Below are 23,902 nucleotides of genomic sequence, written 5' to 3'. Positions count from 1 at the left end.
GATCCACCATCATGCCCCCGCCTGTATACACTAATGATCAACCGTTGATCATAAAGCTCATTAATTTATCAATATCGTCTTTCTCATAAGCAACGATCTCAAGTTCCGGAATCTCTCCGCCTGAGAAAATGTTTGCCAGAGATACATACTGGGATAATTTAGATTTAAGGTTCAGTCTGTCACCTTCGCCTGTTACTAATTCTACTCTGCCTTCGCAGCTGTCAACTACAGCAAAAAATTTATCGATATCTTTAATGTTAGATACTTTCATGTTCATTCTCCTTTCAACATGGAAACCATTATTCTCTCTATTCCTTGTGTTCGCGATAATTATAACGCAGATAAATTTCAAAAGCAATTATTTATATTTCACGAATTTTTCATATATTATTATGCTTACTCTGCAATATTGTCAAATAAATAACATACCCCTGACAATAATTCTCTCAGATATTTACATATATCCCGAAATCATCCCGAAAAATTAATATGTAAAAATCGCAACCCCATAAGCCGGCAATGGATATGCGAAGGAAAACTCTCTGTTATCACATTTCTGTTTCACTGCCTTAAATGTCTTTGGCTGCTCCAGAAGTCCATTCTCGTCCATGATCAGCTTGTACTGTTTTTTCTTCGGAACACCAACCCTGTAATCCGGACGGTCAACAGGTGTAAAGTTAACTATGTAAAGAATATTGTTTCTCTTTGTAGGAGACTTTCTCACAAAGCTGAAAATACTTCTGTCCCCGTCATCCGCATTGATCCACTCAAATCCTTCCGGATTATTATCACCGGCATAAAGTGCCGGATATTTCTTATAAATAGTCAGGAGATCATGCACATAATTCTGAAGTTCCTTGTGTGGCTCTTCATTCAGAAGGAACCAGTCAAGTTCTCTCTCCTCACTCCATTCACGAAGCTGTCCGAATTCCTGTCCCATGAACAGAAGCTTCTTACCCGGATGGCAGTTCATAAATGAATAGGCAGCCTTTAAATTCTTGAATTTGTCCGGTAACTCTCCCGGCATCTTCTCAAGCATGGAGCATTTCAGATGAACCACCTCATCATGAGAAAGAACTAATACATATCTCTCACTGTATGCATATGACATGGAGAAAGTCATCTTATTATGATTAAATTTACGGAAATACGGATCCAGCTTCATATATTCCAGGAAGTCATTCATCCATCCCATATTCCACTTCAGACTAAAACCAAGTCCGTCCTTCTCTGCATCCCCTGTAACCATCGGCCATGCAGTAGATTCCTCAGCGATCATCACAGTTCCATGATTTCTTCCAAGAACTACTGTATTCAGATGCTTAAAGAATTCAATAGCCTCCAGATTCTGATTTCCGCCATATTTATTTGCGATCCATTCTCCATCCTTCTTACCATAATCAAGATAAAGCATGGAAGCAACAGCATCCACACGAAGTCCATCTACGTGGCACTCCTCCACCCAGTAAAGGGCATTTGCGATCAGGAAGTTCTTAACCTCCGGGCGTCCGTAATTATAAATCTTGGTACCCCAGTCCGGATGTTCTCCCTGTCTCGGATCTGCGTGCTCATACACTGCGGTTCCGTCAAAATTCGCAAGACCATGGGCATCTTTCGGAAAATGTGCAGGTACCCAGTCAAGGATAACTCCAATCTTATTCTGATGTAAATAATCCACCATATACTTGAAATCCTGTGGCGTTCCATATCTGGAAGTCGGTGCATAATATCCGGTCACCTGATATCCCCAGGAACCGTCAAAAGGATGCTCTGCGATTCCCATAAGCTCTACATGGGTATATCCCATTTCCTTCACATAAGCTGCCAGGGCATGTGCGAATTCTCTATAGTTATAAAATCCTTTTTCATTTTCCTCTGACTGCGGATGCTTCTTCCATGAACCCGGATGAACCTCATAGATTGCCATAGGCTCTACCTGCTCATCAAACTTCTCTCTGTTCTTGATCCATGTGGCATCCTTCCATTTATAGTCTGTGATATCTGTGATCCTGGAGGCTGTACCCGGACGGAGTTCAGCTTCATTTGCATAAGGATCTGCTTTATATAGCTTCTCTCCATGCGCACCCACGATAAAGAATTTATACAGTTGTCCAATCTTTGCCCCCGGAACAAATACCTCATAAACACCGATCGGACCAACCTTCTCCATCGGGTTTGCTTCTTCCTCCCAGTCATTAAATTCACCAATTACAGAAACAGACTGTGCATTCGGTGCCCAGACCGCAAAATATACACCTTTTTTTCGTCTGTATGTAGTCGGATGGGCACCCAGTTTCTTATATACTTCATAATTGGTTCCCTGTCCAAATAAATATTGATCCAAATCCGTAAATTTCATACTCACACCCATCTGGAGTCCTCCCTTAACTTCGGTTTCTATCTTTTTTGCAGATACTGATTCCATAAAATAATACTGTAACAGGATATCTTACGTTACTGTTCACTCCATTCTCAGTAACGTAGCCAAAATTCATTCCAGATTGCCTGCGGCAATGGAATTTTGGCATATGAACAGTAACTATCTTACAGCAAGTTCAATCAGGAATACGAACTGACTTTTAGTCATTCTATAAGCCTTATTATACCAACGGACATTCCATACGTCAATTAAAAATATGTGTATATTTAACAATTTTTTTATATATTTTATGTGTTTTTTGTAAAAAACATAAAGAGCAAAGAAGTACCTTTGCTCTCTTCTTTGCTCTTTCGTATGTTCGTAATTACTCTGTATGATCCACACTGCAGGATTGCATATGTTTTTTATTCCGTTCCATCTCCGTAATCTACAGAATCATCACTGTAATCTTCCGAATCATCTGAACTTCCATCATCATAACTTTCGTCATCCGAACTTCCATCATCATAGCTTCCATCGTCTGAACTTCCATCCGAATAATCCTCACTTCCGTCTGAGGAATCTGTGCTTCCGTCAGAAGAATCTGCGCTTGCATCAGATGTACCATCTGTTCCGTCTGCAGAAGCTGCTGCATCAGAACCGCCTTGATATCCCGGCACATCTCCATTACTGAGTGTACTCGGCCAGAAATCCACATAACATGCATTCTGTAAGGTCACATTCTTGGCTTCTGCCATCTCACTTACCGTTACAAGTTTATATCCCTGTGCAATAAGATCCGGTATCAATCTCAAAGCAGCCTTTACAGATGGCTCATGAATATCATGCATCAGGATGATAGTTCCATCTGTCAGATCTCCATTCATTACTGCACTGTAATCCGCATCTGCATCCAAAAGTTTCCAGTCTTCTGTGTCCAGTGACCACATAAAGAACGGCTTATTTACAGTATTATAAATATCTGAATTTCCGTCCCCGTAAGGCGCACGCGCCACACTCGCAGCCTGGCCACATGCCTGAATCAATGCATCATCTGTATCAGAGAACTGCTTTGCAACTGCGTCAAGATCAATTGTCGTCAACTGTGTATGATCCCAGGAATGACTTCCAATCTCACAGCCAAGTTCCAGCATACGTTTTGGCGCATCCGGATATGAACTGACATTCTGACCAAGCATAAAGAATGTTGCATGAGCATTATTCTGTTCCAGACAATCCAGCAGTTCATCTGTATACTCTCCCGGACCATCATCAAAAGTCAGTGCCAGCATCGGACGTACCTTACTCGGATCATAAGATCCGTCTTCATTAAAGTAATAATCCTTCACTCCCTTTTCTACCCATCCTGTCTGTATATATCCGTTTTCGTCAAAAGAATAGGTAACACCATCTATATCCTGAAATCCATTTGAAAAATATGTACCATCTGTATTCTGATACCACTTTCCGTTAGCATCCTCATGCCATCCGGCTGTCATCGCGGCAATCTTATCTGTATCTGATTTACCCTTCAATGGCTGTCTCACCGCAGCATCGGAATTTGCCTGAACTTCCTCTGTATCTGCCTGAGCCTGTACAGTCTGATCACTGCTTCCGCCTCCGGCTACATGATGTGCGATCGGAATAATAATTCCTCTCACTACAAACACCACCGCCAGAATCATGCCAATAACACAAAGTCCGATCTTTGTATAATGCCTGATCATCATCTGGCGTTTTTTTCTGCGCATTCTTTCGCGCAACACCCTCTTATCCATGGTTTCCTTTCCCCGCTTCTTTTTGTTAATTAGTCCCTGACAGCGTACATCACAGTACGGAGTAATCCACTTTTATCAATAATCATAACTCATTTATCAGGTAAATACAATGCCAATTATTCACTCTGATCAACATCTTCCGTACCTAATTCCTCTTCCAGATTCTCATCTACATCTGAATTGTCCTGTCCGGAATCATCAGTATCTTCATCTGATACATTCTGATCACTGTCCTGTTCTGCATTTTCTGCCGCAGCATCTGCATCATCTGCCAGCACATCACCGTTTGCGACTTTCTCACTCACACTCGCATTTTTTATAATGAACTCCTCCACTCTGAGAAGTCCGACTGATTCATCTACATAATCCTGTCCGTAAGTTCCAACCAGCTCTGCAATACTGGAAACACCCATCTGTTCTACCAGTTTATCCTGCAGCTGAAGGCTCTCTTTGTCGTCAAGTGACAGTCCCTCTGCATCCATAATCCCCTGCACGATCAGGTTCTGCTTAACCTTACCCTCTGCATACTGCTGACATTGTTCATCAAAATCATCCTGCGAAATACCCTGACTGTCTGTAAACTCTTCCAGAGTCATGTCGGCCTGTTTTGCATAAACTTCCATACTCTTCTTAAATTCAGAAACAGCCTTATCCACATCTTCCTGTGGGTATTCTTTTACTTCAGAGTTCTCAAGCACTGTACTCCATGCAGTATTCTTAAGAACCTCCTGCGCAGATTCCTTTGCGTTTTTCTCAAGTTCACTGCGAATACTCTCACGATAATCATCTACTGTTGTATAATCAGTGTTCTTTGCAACCCATTCATCTGTAAGTTCTCCTTCACGCCGCACGTTCTGCACCGTAACCTTATATATAACTTCCTTACCTGCCAGAGTTTCGTCTGCATAGTCTGACGGAAAATCAATTTTAATCTCCTTTGTGTCACCCTTTTTCATCCCGATCACACCATTTTCAAATTCCTCAAACATCTGTCCGTCGCCGATCACAAAGTCATAGTTATTGGCAGTACCACCGTCAAAAGTCTGTCCGTCTTTAGTGCCTGTATAATTTACAGTCACCAGATCCCCTTCTTTTGCTGCATCAGATACAGGTTCTGCCTTATCTTTCAGATCCTCATCGATCTGAGCCTGTACATCATCGTCAGTGATCGCATCTACCGTATTGTCCAGAGTCAGTCCTTTATATTCTCCAATCGTAATATATTTCTCTACATTCTCAACAGAAACAAGCCGCGTAGTTCCTGTCTCTGCTTTCTTCCCGTCAGCAGCTCCTTCTGTCTTTGTACCGTCTGTGATAACAGCACCGCCATCACCACACGCAGATGCTGTCAGTGCAAAACAAACTGCAAGCATGGCAAGATATATTTTTTTCTTCATAATAATCAATACTCCCTTCTACATTCCAGGTACCGGAGTTGGTCTTGAAGAATCCCATACTTCCGATACATCAAAAAGATCACTGAGCATTTCCGGATTATAATACATTCTGTATCCATCCAGATTTCTTCTTCCCTGTCGAAAATAATCATCTGTAATCTGTACAAAATACTGACTGGAATCTACATTACAGAAATAGCGGTATCCCTGACTCTTATAAAACTCATATTTCTCATTGTCTGCCGAATATCCTTCCCAGCTTCCGATATCCGCACCAAATGCAAAAATGATCATATCTGTTTCTCCAAGTATGGGAGCCACATATTTCTTCCATTTTTTATCATCTCTTTTCAGATCATCCAGAGAAGTGGCAGCCACATCCTTATGTCCCCATGTATGGCTTGCAAATTCCCAGCCTTCTGCCTTCATAGCCTTAGCTACCTTTTTTGCATTTTTCACTTCCTGCTTATAGTTAAAATCCGGATGTTCTTCCAGGAATTTTTTCTGATCATCCTGCAGTTTTTTTCCGGTCTTATATGCAATATCCGTACGATATCCCAGAACACCGTCATAACCTGTCATTGCAAGGATTCCCTTTCTTCCATGATAGGAAAAATCCGGATGTTCTTTTACAAAAGTATCGATCAGCGGAACCATATCATAATCCCCTGTGGAAACACTTCCGTCATCCTCAATATATTCGTTCTTAACCTCACCATTGGAATCCACTACAAGTTTCGATGCGAAACCATCTCCGTCCATATAGTGATAATAACTTACATCATCCTGAGAAAGCACAAATGGAATTTTTCCCGGTGGCAGCATAATACTGCCTCTGGACATAGTTCCATCCTCATTGATAACCGCCATGTCGTGCGGACTGACCATGACATATCCCTTATCATACATACTCTGTATGATTTTGTTAAACTCATCAATTGTTGTCATATACTGGTTATATCCATTACTGTCTGAATCCCCGTCAAATGCTCTGGCAGTGTCTTTGATCAGTGTATGGAAGAACACGTGCGTGATCTGCTCCAGCGGATATTCTGTACAGGTGGCTTTCGTATTTTCGTAATCCGAAACTGCACTCTGCATATCCGTATTACTTTCGTAATCCGGCTGACTCTTAAGCAGTTCTATGGCGCCATCATAATCATACTGTACAGCCATAAGCGCTGCCTGCTCCATAGGATTTTCCTGTTTCTCATCTGCCTCTTCTGTATCTTCGTTGTCAGTCTGCTCTCCCTCATTCAGACCATCATCCTGCTGTGTATCTTCTGTACTTTTCTCTGTATCAGCATCCTGTTCATCAATTGTCTGCTGTTCTGTTTTTTTCTCAGTTTCCACATTTTCAGCTCTGGAACTCAGAAATGGAATATCCTGTTCAAACGGAATGAGCCCACATCCGCTTACTCCTAACGAAATACTCAAAATAGCTGCTGTTACACATGCTATCCTTTTTCTCATATATTGTCCCCTTTCAGTTATGCACAGAGATCATACTCACCCCATAGTTGGAACCGGCACCGGTCTGGAAGAATCAAACACAGACTGTGCATCAAACAGATCTGAGAGAAGTTCCGGATTATAGTACATTCTGTATCCGTCCAGATTTCTTCTTCCCTGCCGGAAATAATTACTGCGGATCTGCACAAAATACTGGCTTGAATCCACATTACAGTAATAATTATAGCCCTGGCTCTTAAGATATTCGAACTTCTCCCCCGAATAATCTTCAACACTGGTAAGATCTGCTCCAAATGCAAAAATAATAATATCTGTTCCGCCTATCAGAGGATCAACATTCTCTTTAAACTTCTGTGTATCTGCCTGTAATCTCTCCAGACTGATCTGACTTACATTCTGATGTCCCCATGTGTGGCTTGCAAACAGCCAGCCTTCATCTTTCATAGCCTGCGCTACTCTGGCTGCATTTTCTCTCTCTGTATTCAGATTAAAATCCGGATGCTCATCCAGCCATTTTACTTTATCTGCATCCAGATCATCCGGACGGGTTTCATAACTGCTGTCTGTGCGATAACCAAGAATTCCATTGTAACCGGTAAGGGCAACAATTCCTTTAGCACCTCTGTAAGAAAAATCAGGATGTTCCTCTACAAAACGATCGATCAGAGGAACCATATCATAATCGCCTACGGAAATACTGCCATCATCTTCCACATATTCATTGCGGATTTTTCCTTCCTCATCTACGATAAGTTTGGTTGCAAATCCGTCCCCGTCCATATAATGATAATAACACACATCATCCTGCGAAAGCACAAACGGTACTTTACCCGGAGGAAGGAGAATCTCCCCTGCATTCATATTCCCATTTTCATCCGCTGTCGCCATGTCATAAATGCTGACCATGACATATCCCTTATCATACATGCTCTGAGTAATCTGGTTAAATTCATCAATCGTTGTCATAACCTGATCGTAATCTCCTGACTTGTAATCCCCGTCAAAAGCCTTACCGGTATCTTTGATCAGAGTATGATAAAAGACGTGTGTCACCTGGTCTAACGGCCAGGAAACGCAGGATTCCTTCTTTTTCTGATAAACCTTAACCGCATGCTGAAACTTCTCACTTGTCTGATAAGTCTCACTGTTTTGCAGCATACTTATGGCTTTATCATAATCATACTGTTTTGCAGCATACTTTGCCTGCCTGTAAAGAGTTTTGTCCTCTTCACTCAGTCCATCCGTATCCTGAACTTCAGGTGTCACCGCATTCTCAGCTTCTGCCTCTGCATTTGTCTGCTGAGCTGTTTTTTCTTCTTCTGTTTTCCTGTCTGCAGATTTCACCATCTGCGCAATCTTAACCTGCTGCTCACTGACAAAATTCTGCAGTTCTTCCCCGTAAAATCCTATTCCAATCCCAATTGCAGCGGCTGCCACCACCACTATGCAGCCTGCGATACGCAGTCTTTTTTTTCTGCGGCGAAGTTTATTGCGGCGTTCCAGTCTGGCTGCCCTACGGGCTTCATAAGCTTTATTATCATCAAAAAAGAAATCTTCGTCCTCGCTTGCTGCCGGAGGTTCTTCGTCTATCTCTTCTGTATTTGGTTTTTCTTCATTTAGTTTTTCTACATTTGGTTTTTCTGCATTTAGCTCTTCTGCATTTAGTTCTTCTGCATTTGGTTCTTCTGCATTTAGTTCTTCTGCATTTAGTTCTTCTGCATTTAGTTCTTCTGCATTTAGTTCTTCTGCATTTGTCTTTTCTGTATTTACTTTTTCCTTATCTGAAAGTCGCTCCTCTTTCTTCTCAGAGTCGGGCTTTAATTCGCTCATGCTTTTCTCCTTTTTATCATATCCGTTTTTTACTCACAAATTATTCTGTCACAAAATAACTCCACAATTCCCGTTACATATATTATAACCACACATTATGATTCCATCCTGTAAAAATGTCTTTAACTGTTCCGCATATTTACCATTACTGTTCGCTCCGGCAAATATTGTCGCATTACAGTTTTGCTACAATTATAACCTTTCATAATGTAAATTTCTACCGCTTTCCATCCATTAATTCTTTTTTTGCAATTGCGTTTTACCTTATTTAATGATAAAATAATTTTTATGCAATGGACTGTCCGTACCAACAGTCCCTGTGAAAACACATACATTAGGGAGGATGCAAATGAGTACAGTAACAATAGTCCTTCTGGTCATTCTTGTTATCCTGATCGCTGCACTGATCGGTTTATATTTCTTCGGAAAAAAAGCCCAGAAGAAACAGGAAGAACAGCAGGCTCAGATTGAAGCAACTAAACAAACCGTTTCCATGCTGGTTATCGATAAAAAGAGGATGCCACTGAAAGAATCCGGACTTCCTCAGATGGTAATTGAACAGACACCTAAACTTATGCGCCGTTCCAAGCTTCCAATCGTTAAAGCTAAAATCGGACCAAAGATTGCGATCATGATCGCAGATGAGAAGGTTTTCGACCTGATTCCGCTTAAGAAAGAAATCAAAGCCGAAGTAAGCGGTCTTTATATTGTAGGCGTAAAAGGAATCCGCGGTTCCCTTCAGACACCGGCTCCCAAAAAGAAAGGTTTCTTTGCAAAATTCAGGAAAGACAAAACTGCCAGATAAATGCAGTCAGACATATAAACTAAAGGTCAGTGAATCGTGTCATCCATACACACAGATCACTGACCTTTTTCTGTTTTGATCAGACAGATATCTGCAACGAAGCAGAGAACTTACCAGATCTGATCAAATTGTAAAATTCTTACAGTCCTTTGGCTGTGCCTTAATCGCAAGATAACAGTCTGCCACATGCTCCTGGTTCATATCAAGCGCATAATCCACTTTCATATCAAGACCGCCATCACTCTCCTGCAGATTCAGATTCGTCGCCGCAATCCCCATTTCAATGGTTCCATAGGGAGTGGTATAGTAAGTCATATTCTTCTTACCCTGTTCAAAAACCATATGAACATTGACCACACCTTTCTTGCGAACCTCCATTCCCTTCCGGGAAATTTTTATGTAATTGACGGTAGGTTCTGCAAAATCCTCCATGACTTCCTCATAGCGCAGATAATGACTTCCGTTCCGGAAATAATACTGTCCCGGTACAACAATCTCCAGAGGTTCCTGTTCACCGTCTGCATCCATTGTCTGAAGTCCCCTTACATGAATCAGCACTTCTTTATCCATTCTTCTCATACTCCTGTTTTTATACTGTTCAAAACCTGTTTTTATGTATCTATATTATAACCATTCAGCAATCTGCTGTTTTTAATACTTCTCAATATCTATTTTTTTCGTCATCTCCACATCATATGGAAGAATCGAATTGGCAAATGCCTTAAACTCATCTGCCAGATCACTCACATAGAAGCGATACGGAAATTCATTCTTCTCTGTACCTTCACCGGCAAGTCCTTTTTCCTCCAGAAGCCTTCCCAGCTCCAGTGCGGTTTCATAAGCCGGATTCACCAGACATACTCCGTCTCCCATGATCTTTCTGATGGTGGAACGAAGCAATGGATAATGAGTACATCCCAATATCAGTGTATCCACCTGCTTATCCTGAAGTTCCTTCAGATATCTGGCAGCGACCTCATCAGTCACCGGATCATGAAGCCACCCTTCTTCTACCAGTGGCACAAACAGCGGACATGCTTTGCCGAAAACAGTGATCTCCGGATCCAGATGCTTCAGATACTCTGCATGTATCCCACTTCCTACAGTTCCCACAGTACCAATGATTCCTACCCTCTTATTTCTGGTCTGGGCAGCCGCCACCTTCGCACCCGGTTCTATCACGCCAATGATAGGAATGTCAAACTCATCCCTCACTGCATCCAGGGCAAAAGCGCTGGCTGTATTACATGCAACCACAATCGCCTTTACCTGCTGCTGCTGAAGAAAACGAATGATCTGCCGGGAATACCGGATGATAGTTTCTTTCGATTTACTTCCGTAAGGCACTCTCGCCGTATCACCAAAATATACGATTTTTTCTGAAGGAAGATTACGCATGATCTCACGCGCAACAGTCAGCCCTCCCACACCGGAATCAAATACTCCTATCGGTGCCTCTCTGTCTATTTTCATTGATTTCTATTCTCCATCTCTATTGATTGTCTCACTATTCTATCACCAATCAAGAGCCTGTGCAAGCCAGAAGGATATCTTTATGTCATCTTTCTGTCCTTTATTTTCCTCAGGGAACTGCGAGAAGCAGAATTTCGGGTACAATGTCCCCCACCATGCAGTAACTGCAGTCTGTTCCTGTCGTCTTTCAGCGATTTTTGCTATCTTCCCGGACATTCCCGGCATTGCTCTCATCATAAGAACACCAACAGCTGCCACGAACAGAACAAACGACAGTTTTCTTCTTAATTTTTTGTTCTTACTCTTTTTATTCATCATTGTCCCTCTCTCCTGTTATATCTTATCAGTTACCATATCTGCCTTTGTTATTTTCCTATATATTTTCTTATTTTATATGAAATTTCCAGACAGCACTTTAATATTTGGATTATGCCAATATTTTCCTGATTTATACTTCCACTTCCAGACTTCCATTTCTGATCTTCACAATCGGAAGTCGCAGGATTTTATCTTCTTTATATTTTTCATAGAAAAGCTCTCTGAGTGTCACAGCCGTAATATTTCCTCCTGACATTCTGTTTCGGATCAGTCCTGTAATATATTCTCCTGCTGATGAATTATCCTCTCCATGCCAGTTCAGGATCTCCCCTGCGTCCTCCGCTTCAAACACATAAAGATCTTCCCCCACAAAAATCTCCTGTTTCAGATAATCCAGCACCATTCTCCATCTTCCGTCCTCCACCAGTGTTCTCCCCATGACCAGAACCTGCAGATGCCCCATATCAAGAAGTTTTTCCTGTGACTGATCATACATTTTTTCAATCCGGGTGAAATCAGCACCACTGATCTGCAGAACCCGGGAACCGCCATCTTCTTCCTCTTTTCCCTGCCCCGTACTCTCAGAAAGATCCGGCATCCCATAGGTAAGACAGATTCCTTCTTCTGAGGCATCCACGCCAAGTGCCATAGGATACATTCTCTTCTCCGGTTCCACAGCCGCACCACATCCGCTCATAAAAAGACTGACTGACAAAATCCCGGTCACCACACTGACAGCCCTTTTCCTCTGCTTCCTGCGGTGTCCCTTTCCTCTGATAAACATATAAAACTGACAGATGAGAATTCCCGGGACGAAAATATGCGCCAAACACCATCCAAAATAATCCAGTATTCCTTTTCCCTCTTCTTCCAGAAGCGAAATCAGGAAAACCAGTGCCGGAAGCCAGAACCTCCCCCTACCAGGATGAGATTTCCCGATAATCTGATTTCCATAATACAGCAGACTCCCTATTGCAAAAAGCAGGCTGTAAAGCAGAAATCCCATCCACAGGATGTCAAATCTGGCCAGTACATTTCCCGGAAGATCTGCGCCTGCCAGCAGAGGCAGGACCGGATAACTTTCCGCCGCTACCCTGTCATATCCCAGAACTGCCGGAAGCAGAAGCTCCATTCCAATAAGAATCCCGCCAAGTGTCAGGATCCCTCCTGCCACCGTCTTTCCCGCACTTCCGTATTTCTCCACATTTCCCAACAGAAATGGCAGCAATGCCACCGGCGAAAAGGCACACAGAGTTCCATAAAAAGACTGACGGACATTTCTCACTGTAAGCTCCTCCCACCGGATTCCTCCCACGAGATATTCCGTTTTTGCCTGTGGCACACAAAGTATCATCATTATCATAATCCCGCCAAGAAGCAGACCACCTGATACTTCCGCCATTCTTCCTCTTCTCTGTACACCTTTGCAGGTTCCGACAGAACATACCAGAACCGCCCAGAATGCGATCCATCGGCCGGATACTCCTGTGATCAGCTTTACAGGAACCAGCCTCCTGAGAAGTGCCAGCAGATATCCTCCCGCCATCAACACATAGATCAGAAAAAAAATCCCGATCAGCCTTCCCGCAAAAGCACCTGCAGACTTTACCGGATCTTCAAATGAAGGTGTCAGCCGTATCAGCCAGATTACATAAAACCCAAGCAATATCAGCGCAAAAATCATTCCCGCCACTGCACTGATTCCGTTCATTCCACCCTTTCCGAAAACGCAGAGCATAAATGGTGCCAGTAATGCCAGTATCATCTGCCTGTACAGCTGCCTGTGGGAAATTCTGTTATTCTCTGCAAATCTCATGAACCGGACTCCTTTCTCTTCAAACGGATCTTCTGCTCCTCTCTTGCATAAAGCGGTCGTAATACCCTCTTGCGCAGCGGAACTCTCAGAACCCCTTCTCCTCTGCTGCCCTTCTGTTCTTTCTTTATAAAAGGAACCAGGTAAGGAATACCAAAACTTATCAGGCCTGCCAGGTGCCCTATAACCAGATATACTCCCAGCACGATTCCGTAAATTCCCAGATAACCTCCCAGGATCAGAAACCCATACTTCACCAGCCGAAATGCTGCTGCAAACTCTTCATTTGGAACAGTCATAGAGCCAAGCGCAGTCAACGCCACGATCATCACCACGATCGGACTCACAAGATTTGCCTCTACCGCTGCCTGTCCGATCACCAGTCCGCCAACAATGCCAATAGCATTTCCCAGAGATCCCGGAACTCTCACCCCAGCCTCCCGAATCAGTTCAAAAGCCAGTTCCAGAAAAATCAGTTCCACCACACTGGAAAAGGGCACTCCTTCCCTCGCCTCCGCAAAAGACAGTATCAGTGCAGATGGCAGAATCTGTGTATGGAAACGTATCACTGCCAGGTAAAGTCCCGGCAGAACAGTCGCCATGATCACAGCCAAATATCGCAGTATTCTGAGAAAGGAAGCCATCTCGAACCTGTGATACCAGTCCTCGCTGCTCTCCATGAAACTGCTAAAATTTCCCGGAAGGATCAATGCTTCCGGAGAATTATCACACAGAATCACAACCTTACCTTTCAGGATTTCCTGCACAGCACGATCCGGACGTTCCGTTGTCTGATACTGAGGAAAAGGAGAATACCACACATCTTCTGTCAGCTGTTCAAGCATACCGCTGTCAAGGATTCCGTCAATCTGAAATTCTTCCAGCCGTTCCTTCACTTCTTCCAGAAGTCCCTCATGTACCAGGTCATCCATGTATAACACCTGCGTTAAGGTATGAGAGCGCACACCGATTTTATATTCTTCCACCTTGAGTCTGGTATCACGAAGCCTTTTTCTTACCAGTGCACTGTTACTTTTCACACTGTCCGAAAATCCTTCCCTGGAACCCCGCAGCACCTTTTCCGATTCTGCCTCCATCACACCTGTGGATGGATAACCTTTGCTGGAGATTTTCATCGCCTTGTCATATCCATCTATGAAAAACACTGCATTCCCTGCAAGCATGGCATCTATGGACTCGTCAAGATTCTCCAGTTTCTTTACATCTGCGATCCCAAGACTGTTATGCCTGACAAATTCCTGAATATCCTCCGGCGAAATCTCCCAGAAATGATTGATCATCTTTCCAAGAGCAGAATCATCCAGCATCATGTTGGAAACCGCAACTTCTATATAGACCATAAGGCAGTCCACCTTATGTTTATCTCCCAGCCGCATGGGACGGATCAGAATGTCACTGCAATTTTCCAGCCTGCTTCGCAGATATTTCTCATTCTCCCTCAGATTTGCAGATACTTTCCGGGATTCTTCCAGTTTCTTCAATAATTTCCCACCTCGTTTCATACCGGTACATCGTTTTCGATGTACCAGACAGATCTGTTGCCAGTCGGCAATATTCCTAAACCCACTTAAATACATGGATGCGCAAAAAAAGAGAGGCATCCCGCCTCTCTTAGAATTTCCCGATATTCAGATATTATACCATTCTTATCTGTGTCCCCTGGATTTCTCTTTCTCTGCACGTTCACGTTCTGCATCCTCAGCCTCAATAGAACGCATGATAGCCATTCTCTGATTCTCGATATGCTGGAAAGAAAGCTGTTTCGCGCGTTCTACGTCACGCTCTCTGATCGCCTTTGTCAGTTCCTCATGTTCCTTCACCAGAACATCTCGTGTTTCACCTTCTTTCAGATATTCTACACGATAACGATAAATCTGCTCACGCATATTATTGAGTACCTGGATCAGCCTCTTATTATCAGAAGCCTGATAAATAACCTCATGGAATGCAACGTCAGCCTCCGCAAGCTTAACAAGATTTCCCTCTGCGATCGTATGTTCAAACTCCTTGGCAGCAAGCCAGAGTCTCCTCATTTCTTCTTCAGTCATACGGGCACATGCTTTCTCAATAGCTACATTCTCAAGAGCAATACGAACCTCCAGAACATCATTCAGATCCTTCTCTGTGATATTGGCAACCTGGGCACCACGTCTCGGGATCATCACTACCAGACCTTCCTGCTCCAGCTTACGCATTGCCTCTCTGATAGGAGTTCTGCTCACGCCAAGTCTCTCTGCCAGCGCAATCTCCATCAGTCTCTCACCAGGTTTCAGTTCGCCCTTCAGGATTGCCTGACGCAGCGTATTAAAAACCACATCCCTTAATGGAAGATATTCATTCATATTTACTGAAAAATCACTTGTCATTTGTATTCCCTCCTGCTTTCGTTACTTCTGTGGCAAAAACCGTCTTCGCCAGCCGGCTCTCTCTGAGAACCTCTGCTGCCGCCTCCATCTTCTCACGATCATCAAAAATTCCGAACACTGTAGGACCACTTCCACTCATCATCGCCTTTAACGCACCATGACTCTCCATCAGTGCTTTGATTTCGCCAATTACAGGATATTTCTCTATAATTCCCGGCTCAAAAACATTTCCCATCTTCTGTGTCATTGCCAGAAGATCTCCACGTTCTATATCTCCTATCATCCCGTCAATATCCGGATGAGAAGAAATCTTATCCAGCTGAAGGCTCTCATAGGCAGCTTTGGTGGAAACATTGATTCCGGGCTTACCGATCAGTACAAAACAGTCCGGCACCTGAGTGATCCTGGTCAATTTCTCCCCGATCCCCTCTGCCAGGGCAGTTCCTCTCATCACACAGTACGGAACATCTGCCCCGATATTCACAGCACGATCCATCAGCTCCTTCTGGCTCAGTCCCAGTTTAAAAAGCCGGTTGATCCCCACCAGTGCAGCTGCCGCATCCGAGCTTCCGCCTGCCATACCTGCTGCCACAGGAATAAATTTCTCAAGATGGATATCCACACCACCCTTAACCTGAAATTCATCCATCAGAAGCTTCGCCGCCTTATACACCAGATTTCGTTCATCATTCGGAATATAGGAATAATTGACAGACAGGGAAATCCCCGGCTTCCTCACCCTCTTCATCTCCAGAACATCATACATCTGTATCGTCTGCATGATCATCCGGACTTCATGATAGCCATCCTCTCTCTTTCTGAGAATATCCAGTCCCAGATTTATCTTCGCCAATGCACGTAAACGCATAAAATCCTCCGTTTCCAACAATATCATCCGTATATAACTGTACTTTCGCAATTATATTTGTACTTTGTATACAATAAAACTCTTTGCGCATATTTTAAATCATTTTTTTTTAGTTTTCAATATAGGAGTTTTCATTTTTTCCGGAAATTTTTTTCATTATCATCCCTGCCTGACAAGAATTAACGACTGCCCCGGCTTTACCTCTTTTTCCGTAAGACTGTTCACACCCGAAATCTCATCCACAGTTGTATAAAATTTCTTTGCAATATCCCACAGGGTATCTCCGGCCTTTACAATATAGACCGTAATTCCCGGCATACTTTCCAGTTTCTTACGATCCAGTGGCTGTTCTTCCACAGATTCAATAAGCTGCTCTTCCCACTGTCTGAACACAAGCACATTCAGTCCCACCGCCGCCTTGACTTCAATCTCATCCCCATCTGCCATTGCAGTGGAAAGCTGTTCAAGGTCAGCCTGAAGTAAATATGTGCAATCCTTCCCGATCTCTTCTGCCTCGATCAGATGGGTAAACGGAAGCATGGCATCCATAGAATAAAACGGCATTTCATCATTTCCAATAATATACAGGATCTTGAGTGCCACAATTCCTTCTGCCACAATTCCCTTATCCGTAATCCTGGTCTTATCTACTTTTACCTTACCGCTGCTGTGGCAAAGCTGCAAAACTTTTCCCTGACTCTCCTTAACTTCTATCCGGTCTGTCAGACGACACCTGGAAAAATTCCGTACCAGAAGACTTTCCAACATTTCCTTTTTCCGATGAAGAACACATTCTTTGTGTGGGCTGTATGCATCAAGAAGAAGTTCATGCTCCTCTTCCCTGTACATTTTCATATTTAATTCCAGTACCACATCCACCTGCAGGATACGTTCTTCACCATCCGGATCAGGCTTTACCTCTATCCCCTGATGAAGAAGAGACACCTCAATATGTGGGATCAGATCTTCCATACAGCCACTGCATTCCATCTCATTGGAAAAAGGCATGGTATACTCCAGCCACTGAGGTGGATTCTCCTCTTCATACCCTGTATACAGAAGAAAAACTGCAAGCTCTCCTTTCACCCGGAGTTTGTTCTCTCCCGGCCGCAGATCCAGATTCCTCGGTTCAGCCATATACCACAAAAGGTTTTCTACATTAGGTCTGTTTGACGCAAGAGTAATATCATCCTTAATGCGCAGAGTATCTTTTTTATGTACACGAAGACTCATAAGCCGGACTTTCTCCGTTTTCACAGAGACTTCCTGATCCTCTGCGGAAACCGGAAGTTCAACGACTGCCAGTTCATCTACCACTGCATAAAAAGTTACAATTGCTTTAATATTCAGTTTTCTGGAATGGATCATATGAACACTGAGATCCTCAATCTCCCATTTCAGACACAGCTTATCTCCCCCTTCGATTCCCTCCAGATTAATCATCTCATCCAGCGGAAGCTTCGCAGAAAGGCTGTAAATCCTGCCCTCTTTTTCCCCCACATAAAGCAAATCTGCATTTAATGTCCCTTTAAGAAGCGCTCTTCCTTCACTCAGCCTCACTTCCTCCATGGAAACATCCGCTTTGCTCTGCACCAGTCTCCCGATATCCGGTTTCACATCGGACACATTATAGTCCTCGTCAAAAGTCGCCTGCGCTGCCGCTTTATTTTTGATACGCAGCATCTGAATACTTTCTTTTTTTAATTCCAACCTGCTTCCTTCCTTTCTCTGTTTACTTTATGATAAAACCCAAAAATTCTATCGGTTTCTCTGTTTCTCTGATTTTCAGGACAATACAGGGATAAGACGGTTCACTGCCTGCATCCGCTTTCTCCGGACCTATCAGCCTTGTCTTGCAGAATACTGCGTTCTCTGATTCGGAAACCTCCTCCACCTGAATACTGTACCCTCCTGTAAGCTGCTCTCCATATCCCTTCATCAGATACCTTATATCTCCCACCTGATAGGTCATCTGAAATACTTTCTTTTTCTTCTGTTCCATCAGTTCTGAAATCTCTTCCGGAATTTCCTCCTGCTTTACGATCGTATATTCCAGAGGTGTACGTTCGCCCTCCTCAATCCTGATAAACTGACAGCCCGCCGGCAAAAGAGCCAACAGCAACACACAGAGCAGTCCTCCTGTCCTTTTGCCCATAATGCACCCCTGCTCATTCTTCGCTAAATATTCTATGCCGGATACAGCCCTGTTATTACCATACTCTATGCTATATATCCGACAGTAACTGCTTTTCTGCAGGAAAGAATCCTGTCCTGAGTGCTTTATTTAATGCCAAAAAATCATTATACTATGATTTATTTCTTGCAGGATATCTCATAATTCCTTATAATAACTTCTATACTTATATATGGGCATCAGCATTATATAATGCCCGGAAAGGAATTAACGAATGATACGATTTATCCTAGTCTGTATTGTTGTGATCGGATACCTGATCCTGTCCATCCCCATCCTGCTGGTCGAATGGATCATCGGCAGATTTTCTCCTGAAAAGAAGGATATCAGCTCCCTTAGGATCATCCAGGCAGTATTCCGATTTATCCTTAAGATCACCGGTGCAAAGATTACTGTGATCGGAGAAGAAAATGTGCCAAAGGACACACCTGTACTTTATATCGGCAACCACAGAAGCTACTTCGACATACTTCTTACTTACTCCCGCTGTCCGATCCGTACAGGCTACATTGCCAAAAAAGAGATGGAGAAAATTCCTCTTCTTTCCACATGGATGCGTTATCTCCACTGTCTCTTCCTTGACAGGAAAGACATCAAACAGGGACTCAAAACGATCCTGACCGCAGTAGACAAAGTAAAATCCGGAATTTCCATCTGTATTTTCCCGGAAGGAACCCGAAACAGAAATAAAGATGAGCTGGACATGCTTCCCTTCCATGAAGGAAGCTTTAAAATCGCTACCAAGGCCAATTGCCCGATCATCCCAATTGCGATCAGCAATTCAGCCAACATTTTCGAGGCACACTTCCCGAAGATATCTCCTGCAAAAGTTGTAGTAGAATACGGTAAGCCAATCTATCCGGATGAACTGAGCAAAGAAGATAAGAGGCATGTCGGAGAATATACGCAAAACGTAATTCGCGAAATGCTTATAAAGAACAAACCACTGACTGAAAAATAATAAGACCATCACTAGAGCGTGTCTGAAAAAGACTTTCTGCAAGATGTGCGTCACAATTTGTGGGATATTTTGCCCGGATGAGGGCGCCGTAGCGGGCTACGGCAACTGAATTCGGGTGAAATATCCCGCAAAGTGGGGCGTGCAGATTGCGGGAATGATTTTTCAGACACGCTCTAGTCCGGCAGAGCGTAAAGACAAAAATTTACGCTCTGCCGGACTGTTATATATCAGAATTTCCATTGTATCTGGACTGATCCGGGAAATACCTTAAGTGACCTGATCATCTTATCAACTATAAACCTCTTCTCCTCAAAATCAATCTCTCCCCACAGACTTATATTAGATGCTACCTTTTCCATTTCCTCAATCTCCCTGTAAATCTGCTTTACCTGCGGATTTTCCTTTAACTTCGTATAAGCGGCAGGAGACTGTCCTTCGCGCAGCTTACGTACCATCTCTTTATATACATAGTTCTCCACATCTTCAGTATAAACCTTCCCGCACCCCGGGCAGGCTTTGTTGTTCAGACGCTTCGTACATCTCAGGTACTGTTTACCGGACTGTATTTTAATACTCATAAGTGCGTATCCGCAATTGCCACATTTCACTTTCCCTGCCAGCCATGTATTCACAGCTTTCCTATTGGCCTGAATCGTTTTATTTCTCATAAGCTTGATCCTGCAGTTCAGCCACTGCTCCGAAGACACAAGCCCTTCATGAGGTGCCACCACCAGCATATGACCCTTAAGATTCTGCAGCTTATCTGTCTGCGCATCCCGCCCCTGATAAAGATAACATCCATGAATCCCGTCAAACTGCTCCGGACTGCTTACTATATTGGTTCCATGGCTCCTGAAAAAACGGTACACATCCATATCAGCCCGCACATATACCGGATTTCTCAAAAGCTGGGCCAGCATGGAACGTATCAGTTCCTTTCCGTAGAACTGCACTCCCTTTTCCGCATAATATCTGGTGATATCCCCATAAGAAGTGTCCGGTTGTTCGTACATATCAAAAATTTCCCGCACAATTGCCGCTTCCCCGGGTTCTTCCACAAGCTTCTTTGTATGGATTCCTTCCATCAGGATCTCCTCTAGCCGATAACCATAAGGAGGCTTGCCGCCCATGCGAAAACCTTTCTGACTTCTGGAATAATATGCATCGCTGACACGCTTCTGAATAGTCTCACATTCCAGTTGCGCAAACACAATGCAGATATTTAACATTGCCTCTATCTATAAAGGTGTGGTTAATTCTGATTCTTTCTCCGTCCACGACTTTGATATCCTGACTCTGTATCCACTGGATTTTGAAGAATTTCTGTGGGCCAATGCTGAGTTTGCCCTTACAAGAGAAATCCGCAATCATTTCTCCGATTTCAGCCCAATGGGAAAGAAACTCCACGAAAAAGCCCTGTCACAGTTCCGTCTCTATCTGATCATCGGCGGAATGCCTGCTGCCATTATGGAATACAAAAAAGAAAAGAAGCTCCTGCTGGTACCTGACACCTAGCAAAAGCTCCTTACATCTGTATCCTGTTGACACCGGATTATGCTCATGCATACTGAAAATCCCTGCCTTCCAGCTTCTGTCAGGAGAAGAAACCACCGCCGGTACAGCCTGTATCGAAACCTTTCTGGCACAGCACTTTATCCGGAATGGCTATGCCCTCTCCTACTGGTCCAGCGGCAACCAGGCGGAAGTTCCCTTTTTACTGTCCAAAAACAGTCATTTTATTGCCATAGACTACCGCACCGCACCACATCAGAAGTGCAGGAACCTTATGCAGCTGAATAAATCTTCTCTCTCTCCTGCACCCACGCAAATGTATTTAATCTCTGCCGAAGACTTCAGGCAAAAAGAAGCTTATCGAATCGTGCCTTTATATGCGGTATTTTGCATATAGAACGTGGCAGATACAACAGGCAAAAGCAGACTCCGGCCGGTAGTTCTTCTCGCTTTCACATCTTCGGAAACGAAGAAAAAACATCTTCAGCCATATCTCTCTGATATGGCTGAAAACTTTTTACGCATTGTTAAGGCTCTTCCTGATAGAGTTTTCCATTTACCAGTATTTTTTTACATAATTGACAGCCTCTTCCTGTGACAGGGAAAATTCATTCATGATGTTTCTGACTGTATCTGTCTCACTTATATTAAAATTCCTGCAGGTCCTTACAGTCGCACGAATGCCTTCAAGGATACCTTCCCATCTGCCTTCCTGACGGCCTTCCTGTCGACCTTCCTGTCGACCTTCTTCAACACCTTCCTGTCTTAACTCTTCCAATGCATTACACATATTGATCTGTCCCCCTTTCTGCTCCGATTCCAAAGCATGGTCAATCAGTTTCTGTGATTCTGTAATGGCTCCTATCACAAGTCCAAGATCTGCCGGAATATTATGATCCCTGTAAACTTCATTGATCTTCGTATAATCCCTGGCATAGATCAAGCGGCTCACGTCAAACACCATATTTACGTCCGGATCGCTGAAACATAGTTCTCCACTTGATCTTACCTGTACCAGGTTCATACGGTAATCAGATACCAGTGGTTCTATCTTTTCGGGGATCTCCAGCATATCCTTCAGGGAAAACGGACCATCCCATTCACTTTCTCCATAATATACACACAGACTAATCACCGGATGCAGCCGGTCGGTCTTCTTAAAACCTGACAGGAATTCATCCGCTGAATGGAAATCCCCGTTTTTCTTATTTACTGCTGCAATCTCATCATATTCTTTCATGTAAGAAAACGCATCTCCGACCATATGGCGCAGCGGCATCGCATAGTGGATCTTTGCCTGATTTTCCAGTCCCCAGAGAACAAAGTCCACACCATATGCCGTCTTCTTTACAACATCCAGGATCTTCTGTACTGTTTCCGCATGACCATTAAATTTCAGCATGGAGGAAACATCCGTATCTGCTTCTGTAAGATCCTGCGGCTTCAGCACCTGTTCCCCGTTAAAAAATACTGCATTGAACAGATCCGCAAAATGTCCATTGTCTCTCCAGAAGTTCTTCAGTATGGTATCCGGTTTGATCTTATTTTTTTCCGCCGTATCCAGCACCTCCCGTTGATTTATTTCTGTTATCAATATAGCATAATTATTACCTTGTTTCCACGAAAGGAACTATAAAAATTATTAAAAATCTGAAAAGTGCAGAGTCGATTTGTTTAATTTGTTCTTTTTTTATTTCGTCAGCTGTAAAAGAGCATATAACTACAAAAATACCGCTCTAATACGTAAAAAAGGCAGTTATAAATAACTATTTTTTCAGGGTTGTGCATGAATTTCTAATCAGAGAATGTGCTTTTTAATCAAAAATTAACCTATCCACTACCCAAAGGGGAACTATAATCATGACAAAGATTAAAAACACAAAGAAGGGCATGGCAAAAAAGACATTAAGTATGTCACTTGTTGTTGCAATGCTTGCTACTTCTAATGTGCCGGTATGGGCTGCTGAGTTCAGTGATGATTTTGATGCTGCTGTAGCTACTGAAGCTCCGGTTACTGAATTTAGCGATAATACAATAGAAACTCCAGCTATTGAAGAAGAAACAACAGAAGCTCCAATGGCTCAGGCAGTTGTTGAATCTGATGATCTCAGTGTTGATGTTTCAGTTTCTGAATCTGCCGAATTTACTGGTGTTGTATCCGTTTCTGGTACAATTAATGCAAGTGATCTGGATAAATGGGGTATTGACAAACAGACAATTGCTAATTATGATGTTACTATTAAAGATGGTGTAGCAACTGTAATTAATGGTACTATCAAAGTTCCAATATCTGAATATACAGTTACAAAGAATAGTGATGATACTTATACAGTAGCTGCCAAATCTACATCTAAGAACTATACTGGTTCAAAGACTGTACAGGCAGAAGGTAAAGCTGAAAATAAAAAACCAGATGCTCCAATGATCAGCAGTGTTAAAGTTGTTGGCAACAAAGCGACTGTAATCCTTTCTGGTGCTTCCGAAGGTGCTGCAGGTTACGACTATGTAATCTCTACAGACCGCGACTGCATCACAAACAAAGATTATGATTCCGTAAACAAGAATCAGGTTCAGACCTCTACTACATTCAAATATGTACAGCAGGGAACCTACTACGCATACTGCCACGCTTGGAAACGTGATAAGAACGGTAAGAAAGTATTCAGCGATTGGTCTAACGCATATCCATTCGTTGTATCCGCAATCACACCGGACGCTCCAGTTATCACAAACG

The 23,902-nt window shown here is 43.2% G+C and carries 22 protein-coding genes and 2 pseudogenes; 6 read left to right on the top strand and 18 right to left on the bottom strand.

Annotation, left to right across the window (positions count from 1 at the left end; all coding sequences use genetic code 11):
- Positions 1–37: 37 nt before the first annotated feature.
- The 6 genes from LJE11_RS14005 to LJE11_RS13980 form a co-directional block, all read right to left on the bottom strand.
- Entirely contained in the window at positions 38–271 is a 234-nt protein-coding gene (locus tag LJE11_RS14005; protein ID WP_020993301.1) for a hypothetical protein, read from the bottom strand.
- 213 nt (positions 272–484) lie between these two features.
- Positions 485–2,371 (bottom strand): 1,4-alpha-glucan branching protein GlgB, encoded by a 1,887-nt coding sequence (gene glgB / locus LJE11_RS14000; RefSeq protein WP_008707711.1) that lies wholly within the window; start codon positions 2,369–2,371, stop codon positions 485–487.
- 413 nt (positions 2,372–2,784) lie between these two features.
- Positions 2,785–4,137, bottom strand: coding sequence for a polysaccharide deacetylase family protein (locus LJE11_RS13995; RefSeq protein WP_008707712.1), 1,353 nt, complete (start codon positions 4,135–4,137; stop codon positions 2,785–2,787).
- Between the two features lie 116 nt (positions 4,138–4,253).
- Complete coding sequence (gene tig, locus LJE11_RS13990) at positions 4,254–5,534, bottom strand: trigger factor (RefSeq protein WP_020993302.1); 1,281 nt, start codon at positions 5,532–5,534, stop codon at positions 4,254–4,256.
- 18 nt (positions 5,535–5,552) lie between these two features.
- The gene (locus tag LJE11_RS13985) at positions 5,553–7,007 is read right to left on the bottom strand and encodes a polysaccharide deacetylase family protein (protein ID WP_008707719.1); all 1,455 of its coding nucleotides are present in this window, start codon (positions 7,005–7,007) and stop codon (positions 5,553–5,555) included.
- Positions 7,008–7,043: 36 nt separating this feature from the next.
- On the bottom strand, positions 7,044–8,837 hold the full coding sequence (locus tag LJE11_RS13980) for a polysaccharide deacetylase family protein (RefSeq protein WP_020993303.1): 1,794 nt from the start codon (positions 8,835–8,837) through the stop codon (positions 7,044–7,046).
- Between the two features lie 349 nt (positions 8,838–9,186).
- Between LJE11_RS13980 and LJE11_RS13975 the strand changes: the two genes are divergently transcribed.
- Positions 9,187–9,642, top strand: coding sequence for a hypothetical protein (locus LJE11_RS13975; protein WP_177961681.1), 456 nt, complete (start codon positions 9,187–9,189; stop codon positions 9,640–9,642).
- A 123-nt stretch (positions 9,643–9,765) separates the two neighbouring features.
- Here the strand turns inward: LJE11_RS13975 and LJE11_RS13970 are convergent, their stop codons facing one another.
- The 9 genes from LJE11_RS13970 to LJE11_RS13930 form a co-directional block, all read right to left on the bottom strand.
- Positions 9,766–10,212 (bottom strand): DUF1934 domain-containing protein, encoded by a 447-nt coding sequence (locus LJE11_RS13970; protein ID WP_020993305.1) that lies wholly within the window; start codon positions 10,210–10,212, stop codon positions 9,766–9,768.
- 81 nt (positions 10,213–10,293) lie between these two features.
- A complete protein-coding gene (gene murI, locus LJE11_RS13965) occupies positions 10,294–11,115 on the bottom strand; it encodes a glutamate racemase (protein ID WP_008707727.1) in 822 nt (273 codons plus the stop codon).
- A 42-nt stretch (positions 11,116–11,157) separates the two neighbouring features.
- On the bottom strand, positions 11,158–11,433 hold the full coding sequence (locus LJE11_RS13960; protein ID WP_008707729.1) for a hypothetical protein: 276 nt from the start codon (positions 11,431–11,433) through the stop codon (positions 11,158–11,160).
- Between the two features lie 130 nt (positions 11,434–11,563).
- Positions 11,564–13,249 carry a GerAB/ArcD/ProY family transporter gene (locus LJE11_RS13955; RefSeq protein ID WP_022379932.1) on the bottom strand — a complete coding sequence of 562 codons (1,686 nt, stop codon included), beginning with the start codon at positions 13,247–13,249 and terminating at the stop codon, positions 11,564–11,566.
- Positions 13,246–14,739 carry a spore germination protein gene (locus LJE11_RS13950; protein ID WP_025580665.1) on the bottom strand — a complete coding sequence of 498 codons (1,494 nt, stop codon included), beginning with the start codon at positions 14,737–14,739 and terminating at the stop codon, positions 13,246–13,248. The genes LJE11_RS13955 and LJE11_RS13950 overlap by 4 nt, the downstream gene beginning before the upstream one ends.
- 174 nt (positions 14,740–14,913) lie before the next feature.
- Positions 14,914–15,633: a GntR family transcriptional regulator gene (locus LJE11_RS13945; protein WP_008707732.1), complete on the bottom strand. Its 720-nt coding sequence runs from the start codon at positions 15,631–15,633 to the stop codon at positions 14,914–14,916.
- Entirely contained in the window at positions 15,623–16,501 is an 879-nt protein-coding gene (gene ispE, locus LJE11_RS13940; RefSeq protein ID WP_022379930.1) for a 4-(cytidine 5'-diphospho)-2-C-methyl-D-erythritol kinase, read from the bottom strand. The genes LJE11_RS13945 and ispE overlap by 11 nt, the downstream gene beginning before the upstream one ends.
- A 159-nt stretch (positions 16,502–16,660) precedes the next feature.
- Complete coding sequence (locus LJE11_RS13935; protein ID WP_022379929.1) at positions 16,661–18,211, bottom strand: DUF3794 and LysM peptidoglycan-binding domain-containing protein; 1,551 nt, start codon at positions 18,209–18,211, stop codon at positions 16,661–16,663.
- A 22-nt stretch (positions 18,212–18,233) separates the two neighbouring features.
- A complete protein-coding gene (locus LJE11_RS13930; RefSeq protein WP_022379928.1) occupies positions 18,234–18,656 on the bottom strand; it encodes a protease complex subunit PrcB family protein in 423 nt (140 codons plus the stop codon).
- 253 nt (positions 18,657–18,909) lie between these two features.
- Here LJE11_RS13930 and LJE11_RS13925 point away from each other — a divergent pair, with 253 nt between their 5' ends.
- Positions 18,910–19,656 carry a lysophospholipid acyltransferase family protein gene (locus tag LJE11_RS13925; RefSeq protein WP_022379927.1) on the top strand — a complete coding sequence of 249 codons (747 nt, stop codon included), beginning with the start codon at positions 18,910–18,912 and terminating at the stop codon, positions 19,654–19,656.
- Here the strand turns inward: LJE11_RS13925 and LJE11_RS20480 are convergent.
- A pseudogene (locus LJE11_RS20480) lies at positions 19,625–19,762 on the bottom strand (DUF6783 domain-containing protein); the annotation flags it as partial. The gene LJE11_RS13925 and the pseudogene LJE11_RS20480 overlap by 32 nt on opposite strands.
- Between LJE11_RS20480 and LJE11_RS20475 the strand changes: the two are divergent.
- Positions 19,700–19,927 (top strand): annotated as a pseudogene (locus LJE11_RS20475) (DUF6783 domain-containing protein). The pseudogenes LJE11_RS20480 and LJE11_RS20475 overlap by 63 nt on opposite strands.
- Here LJE11_RS20475 and LJE11_RS13920 read toward each other — a convergent pair.
- A complete protein-coding gene (locus LJE11_RS13920; protein ID WP_020993308.1) occupies positions 19,884–20,885 on the bottom strand; it encodes a recombinase family protein in 1,002 nt (333 codons plus the stop codon). The pseudogene LJE11_RS20475 and the gene LJE11_RS13920 overlap by 44 nt on opposite strands.
- Between LJE11_RS13920 and LJE11_RS13915 the strand changes: the two genes are divergently transcribed.
- Together LJE11_RS13915 and LJE11_RS20850 are read left to right on the top strand one after the other, a co-directional pair.
- Complete coding sequence (locus tag LJE11_RS13915; protein WP_049896176.1) at positions 20,869–21,171, top strand: hypothetical protein; 303 nt, start codon at positions 20,869–20,871, stop codon at positions 21,169–21,171. The genes LJE11_RS13920 and LJE11_RS13915 overlap by 17 nt on opposite strands.
- Positions 21,113–21,565 (top strand): DUF4143 domain-containing protein, encoded by a 453-nt coding sequence (locus LJE11_RS20850; protein WP_084493057.1) that lies wholly within the window; start codon positions 21,113–21,115, stop codon positions 21,563–21,565. The genes LJE11_RS13915 and LJE11_RS20850 overlap by 59 nt, the downstream gene beginning before the upstream one ends.
- 159 nt (positions 21,566–21,724) lie before the next feature.
- On the opposite strand, the gene LJE11_RS13905 is transcribed toward LJE11_RS20850, so the two are convergent.
- Positions 21,725–22,762 (bottom strand): hypothetical protein, encoded by a 1,038-nt coding sequence (locus LJE11_RS13905; RefSeq protein ID WP_227296121.1) that lies wholly within the window; start codon positions 22,760–22,762, stop codon positions 21,725–21,727.
- A gap of 266 nt (positions 22,763–23,028) precedes the next feature.
- Between LJE11_RS13905 and LJE11_RS13900 the strand changes: the two genes are divergently transcribed.
- On the top strand, positions 23,029–23,902 hold an 874-nt coding region (locus tag LJE11_RS13900), incomplete at its 3' end, for a hypothetical protein (RefSeq protein WP_227296120.1).

It is taken from the genome of Blautia sp. DFI.1.216 (genome assembly GCF_020594215.1).
In the GTDB taxonomy this organism is placed as follows: Bacteria; Bacillota; Clostridia; order Lachnospirales; family Lachnospiraceae; genus Blautia_A; species Blautia_A wexlerae.
This window is presented reverse-complemented; position numbering and strand designations above follow the sequence as displayed.